This window comes from Streptomyces sp. JK94 (genome assembly GCF_053613315.1).
Genome location: NZ_JBSICH010000031.1, coordinates 1 through 5,728, shown reverse-complemented (window position 1 = coordinate 5,728; position 5,728 = coordinate 1). Strand labels below are relative to the sequence as shown.

General features: G+C 73.9%; 4 protein-coding genes. 3 read left to right on the top strand and 1 reads right to left on the bottom strand.

Translation table 11 applies throughout. The features are described 5' to 3' along the window. Positions 1–69: 69 nt before the first annotated feature. Entirely contained in the window at positions 70–1,032 is a 963-nt protein-coding gene (locus ACVV2G_RS25195; protein WP_453845046.1) for an LLM class F420-dependent oxidoreductase, read from the bottom strand. A 160-nt stretch (positions 1,033–1,192) separates the two neighbouring features. Between ACVV2G_RS25195 and ACVV2G_RS25190 the strand changes: the two genes are divergently transcribed. The 3 genes from ACVV2G_RS25190 to ligD are packed head-to-tail and all read left to right on the top strand — an operon-like array spanning position 1,193 to position 5,648. Beyond that, positions 1,193–2,860, top strand: coding sequence for an NAD(P)/FAD-dependent oxidoreductase (locus ACVV2G_RS25190; protein WP_453845045.1), 1,668 nt, complete (start codon positions 1,193–1,195; stop codon positions 2,858–2,860). After that, positions 2,857–4,704 (top strand): transketolase, encoded by a 1,848-nt coding sequence (locus tag ACVV2G_RS25185; protein WP_453845044.1) that lies wholly within the window; start codon positions 2,857–2,859, stop codon positions 4,702–4,704. The genes ACVV2G_RS25190 and ACVV2G_RS25185 overlap by 4 nt, the downstream gene beginning before the upstream one ends. Beyond that, positions 4,701–5,648: a non-homologous end-joining DNA ligase gene (ligD, locus tag ACVV2G_RS25180; RefSeq protein WP_453845043.1), complete on the top strand. Its 948-nt coding sequence runs from the start codon at positions 4,701–4,703 to the stop codon at positions 5,646–5,648. The genes ACVV2G_RS25185 and ligD overlap by 4 nt, the downstream gene beginning before the upstream one ends. Positions 5,649–5,728 lie beyond the last annotated feature (80 nt).

Here is a 5,728-nt window from a genome sequence, read left to right as displayed (position 1 = left end):
TCTCCCCCCCCCTCTCCCTTCTTGTCTCCCCCCCTCTCTCCTCTTTTTTGTCCCCCCCCCCCCGCGCCGTCAGGCGCTCTGCCGGAGCTGCGGCAGCACCTTCGTACGGTAGAAGTCGAAGAAGCCGCGCAGGTCCGGGCCGATCTGGTTGACGTAGACGCGGTCGAAGCCGGCGTCGGCGAACTGCCTGAGCTGCGTGACGTGTTCGTCCACGTCGTCGCCGCAGACCCGGTTCTCCCGGACCATGTCCTCGGTGACCAGGGTCTGCGCCTGCTCGAAGTGCTTGGGCGAGGGCAGCACCTGGCCCAGCTCGCCCGGCAGCAACTCGTTGGCCCACAGCCGGTGCACGGTCCGCACCGCCTCCTCCCGGTCGGTGCCGTAGCAGACCTTGGTGCCGCCGCTGACCAGCTTGCCGCCGCCTCCGCCCTTGCGGTACTGCTCCACCATCGAGCTGTCCGGCATCATCGTCACGTAGCCGTCGCCCACCCGGGACGCCAGCTTCGTCGCCGCCGGGCCGAAACCGGAGATGTCGATCGGGACGGGCTCGTCCGGGACGGTGTAGAGGCGGGCGTTCTCCACCGTGTAATGCGTGCCGTGGTGGTTGACCTCCTCGCCGGTGAACAGCCGGCGCATGATCAGGATGGCCTCCTCCAGCATCTCCAGGCGGACGTGCGCGGCCGGCCAGGCGTCACCGAGGATGTGCTCGTTGAGCGCCTCGCCGGTGCCGACGCCGAGCCGGAAGCGGCCTCCCGTCATCACCGCGCTGGTCGCCGCCGCCTGCGCCACCACCGCCGGGTGGATGCGCACGGTCGGACAGGTCACCGCCGTCTCGACGGGCAAGGACACCGCCTCGGAGAGCGCGCCGATCACCGACCAGACGAACGGGCTCTGACCCTGCTCACCGTTCCAGGGGTGGTAGTGGTCCGAGATCCACAGCGCCTGGAAACCGGCCTGCTCGGCCATGCGCGCCTGCTCGATCAGCTCCGCCGGGCCGTACTGCTCGCACGAGAGGAAATAGCCGTACTCGGGCATGGGGGGTTGCCTCCGGGACATGGGGCGGGTGGGACCCGGGCCGAGTACCCGGGCACAAGGGCGGAAACAGGGGGCCGGCGGGCGCCCCGCCGACGTTTGGGGGACCGTGCCGAGGGGACGCGGAAGGCTCACGAGGTACGCGACAGCCCGGAGGCGAACCGTGAGCCGACCCCGCATCGTGATCGTCGGTGCCGGCTTCGCCGGGTACCGGACGGCCCGCACCCTGTCCCGGCTCACCCGGCACCAGGCCGACATCACCCTGCTCAACCCGACCGACTACTTCCTCTACCTGCCCCTGCTGCCCCAGGTCGCCGCCGGGATCCTGGAACCGCGCCGGGTCAGCGTGTCCCTGTCGGGCACGCTGCCGCGGGTACGGCTGGTGCTCGGCGAGGCCGACGGCATCGACCTCGACGGGCACACCGTGCACTACACGGGCCCGGAGGGCGGCGAGGGCACCCTGCCCTTCGACCGGCTGGTGCTCGCCGCGGGCAGCGTCAACAAGCTGCTGCCCATTCCCGGGGTCGCCGAGCACGCTCACGGCTTCCGCGGGCTGCCGGAGGCGCTGTACCTGCGCGACCACGTGACACGGCAGGTGGAGCTGGCCGCCGCGGCCGACGACCGGGAGGAGAGCGCCGCGCGGTGCACCTTCGTCGTGGTCGGGGCGGGCTACACCGGCACCGAGGTCGCCGCGCACGGCCAGATGTACACCGACGCGCAGGTGCGCAGGCATCCGATGCGCACCGGCATGCGGCCCCGCTGGATGCTGCTGGACGTGGCGCCGCGGGTGCTGCCCGAGATGGACGAGCGGCTCTCCCGGACCGCCGACCGGGTGCTGCGGCAGCGGGGCGTCGACGTGCGGATGGGGATCTCCGTGAAGGAGGCCACGCACGACGGGGTCCTGTTGACCGACGGCACGCGTGTCGACACGCGCACGCTGGTCTGGTGCGTGGGCGTACGGCCCGACCCCTTGGTCGAGTCCCTCGGGCTGCCCACGGAACGCGGCCGGCTGCTCGTCGACCCCCACCTCCAGGTGCCGGGGCGGCCCGAGATGTTCGCCTGCGGTGACGTGGCCGCGGTGCCCGACCTGAACCAGCCCGGCCAGTACACGCCGATGACCGCGCAGCACGCCTGGCGGCACGGCAAGGTCTGCGCCCACAACGTCGCCGCGTCGCTCGGCGTCGGCGAACGGCGCGCCTACCGCCACCGCGACATGGGGTTCGTCGTGGACCTGGGCGGTGCCAAGGCCGCCGCCAATCCGCTGGGCGTCCCCCTGTCCGGTCCGGCGGCGGGCGCGGTCACCCGCGGCTACCACCTCGCGGCGATGCCCGGCAACCGCGTCCGGGTCGCCGCGGACTGGCTGCTGGACGCGGTGCTGCCCCGTCAGGCCGTCCAGCTGGGTCTCGTACGGTCCTGGTCCGTCCCTCTGGAATCGGCGTCGCCGGAGGTGGCGCGGGTCCCGGGGCGGACGGAACCGGCAAGGACGAAGGCGGGCCCGGGACCGGCGGGAGGACCCGGTCCGCAGGCACCCGGCGGCGAGGCCGCCAAGAACCAGCCCGGTGGTGAGCCGGCCAGGAACCAGCCCGGCGGCGAGGCCGCCAAGAACCAGCCCGGCGGCGAGGCCGCCAAGAACCAGCCCGGCGGCGAGCCGGCCAAGAGCCAGCCCGGCAGACCCCGGTCCGCCGGCGCGGCACCCGGCCCGGACCGGTCCGCCGGCGCGCCGCCCGACCCCGGCCCCGAACCCCCGGCGGACCAACCGCCCCCCGGACCCGACATCGCACCCGGCCCCGTCAAACGAACCGACGGCCGTGCCGCGGAAGGAGACTCATGAACACCGGTGAACTCGTCGACCTCGGACAGCAGTTGCGCATCGACAGCGTACGGGCGTCCGCTGCCGCGGGCTCCGGCCACCCGACGTCGTCGATGTCCGCCGCGGACCTGGTGGCCGTGCTCCTGGCCCGCCACCTCCGCTACGACTTCGAGCGCCCCGCACACCCCGGCAACGACCGGTTCGTCCTCTCCAAGGGGCACGCCTCGCCCCTGCTCTACTCCGCCTACAAGGCGGCCGGAGCCATCGACGACGAGGAGCTGCTCACCTTCCGCAAGCTGGGCAGCCGCCTGGAGGGGCACCCCACGCCGCAGCGGCTGCCGTGGGTCGAGACGGCCACCGGCTCGCTCGGCCAGGGGCTGCCCGTCGGCGTCGGCATCGCACTGTCCGGCAAGCGGCTGGACCGCACCGACTACCGCGTGTGGGTGCTGTGCGGCGACAGCGAGATGGCCGAGGGCTCGGTGTGGGAGGCCGCGGAGCACGCCGGGTACGAGCACCTCGACAACCTCACCGTGATCATCGACGTGAACCGCCTCGGCCAACGCGGGCCGACCCGGCACGGACACGACCTCGACGCGTACGCGCGCCGCTTCCGGGCCTTCGACTGGCACACGATCGAGGTCGACGGCCACGACGTCGACGCGATCGACCGCGCCTACGGCGAGGCGCTGTCCACCAAGGGCCAGCCCACCGCGATCATCGCCCGCACCCTCAAGGGCAAGGGCGTCGAGGCCGTGGAGGACCGCGAGGGCCGGCACGGCAAGCCGCTGCCGGAGGCCGAGGAGGCCATCGCCGAACTCGGCGGCCCGCGCGACCTCACGGTCCGCGTCCAGGAGCCGCCCGCCGCCCGGGCGTTGCACTCGGCCGGCTCCGGTGAGACCGAGCCGCCCCGCTACGAGCAGGGCGACGAGGTCGCCACCCGCGACGCCTTCGGCCAGGCGCTCGCCGCCCTCGGCACGGCCCGCGGCGACGTCGTCGCCCTCGACGGCGAGGTCGGCGACTCCACGCGCGCCGAGTACTTCGCCAAGGAACACCCCGAGCGCTACTTCGAGTGCTACATCGCCGAGCAGCAGATGGTCGCCACGGCGGTGGGGATGGCGGCGCGCGGCTGGGTGCCGTTCGCCACCTCGTTCGCCGCCTTCCTGACCCGGGCCCACGACTTCGTGCGCATGGCCTCGATCAGCGGCTCCGGCATCAACCTCGTCGGCTCCCACGCCGGTGTCGCCATCGGCGAGGACGGCCCCAGCCAGATGGGTCTGGAGGACCTGGCGATGATGCGGGCCGTCCACGGCTCGACCGTGCTGTACCCGTGCGACGCCAACCAGACCGCCCGCCTCGTCGCCCAGATGGCCGCGATGGAGGGCATCCGGTACCTGCGCACCTCGCGCGGCGGGAGCAAGGTGATCTACGGCCCCGACGAGGAGTTCCCGGTCGGCGGCAGCAAGGTCCTGCGCTCCTCCGACCGCGACCGCCTCACCGTCGTCGCGGCCGGCGTCACCGTGCACGAGGCGCTCGCCGCGGCCGACGCCCTGGAGCAGGACGGCATCCAGGTCCGCGTGATCGACCTGTACTCCGTCAAGCCCGTGGACCGGGACACGCTGCGCCGCGCCGCCGAGGACACCGGCTGCCTGCTGACCGTCGAGGACCACCGCCAGGAGGGCGGCATCGGGGACGCGGTCCTCGACGCGTTCTGCGACGGACGCCCCGTGCCGCGCCTGGTCCGGCTGGCCGTCGGGACGATGCCGGGCTCCGCGTCCCCGGCCGAGGAGCTGCGCGCCGCGGGGATCGACGCCGGGTCCGTCGAGGCGGCCGCACGGATGCTGGTGGAGCAGGCGATCGTCCCGTGACCGGTGGCGCCGTCCGGACCGTCCGGGCCGGCCGGCACACGGTGGAGGTCCACCGCCCCGGCAAGGTGCTGTTCCCCGCGGACGCCGGGGGCGGCGCGGACGGCGGGAGCGCCGAGGAGTACACCAAAGGCGATCTGGTGGACTACTACCGGGCCGTCGCCCCGTTCATGCTGCCGCACCTGCGGGGGCGGCCGCTGATGCTGGAGCGGCATCCGGACGGCGTCGGCGGACCGCGGTTCATGCAGAAGAACACCCCGGAGCACTATCCGGACCGGATCGGCCGCGTCGAGGTGGACAAGGAGGGCGGCACCGTCTGCCACACCGTGTGCGACGACACCGCCACCCTCCTCCACCTCGCCGACCAGGCCGCCCTCACCCTGCACCGCTGGCTGTCCCGGACCGGGCGGGTGGACCGGCCGGACCGGATGGTCTTCGACCTCGACCCGGCCGGTGACGACTTCGGGGCGGTCCGGGAGGCGGCCCGGCTGCTGGGCGAGCTGCTCGACGAGCTGAGGCTGCCCTCGGCCCTCATGACCACCGGGTCCAGAGGACTGCACGTGGTCGTTGCGCTGAACGGCCGTCAGGACTGCGACACGGTACGGGAGTTCGCCCGGGACGTCGCGGAGGTGCTGGCCGCGGCCCATCCCGACCGGTTCACCACAGCCGCCCGCAAGAAGGACCGGGGCGGCCGGCTCCACCTGGACATCCAGCGCAACGCCTACGCGCAGACCGCGGTCGCCCCCTTCACCGTCCGCGCCCGGTCCGGCGCACCCGTGGCCACGCCCCTGTCCTGGGACCAGCTCGACGACCCCGGGCTGCACGCCCGCCGCTGGTCGATCGCCGACGCCGTCGACCAGGCGCGCACCCGGCCCTGGGCGGGCGTCCTGAGCCGCGCCCGGGCCCTCGGCCCCGCCCGCCGGCGGCTGGAGGCCCTGCGCGGCTGACCGCCCCCGCGCCGCAGCGCCCGCTCCCACCCCCCAAAAAGGAGGTGTGGTGCGGGGGGCAGGGATGTGGTCGTTGGGGG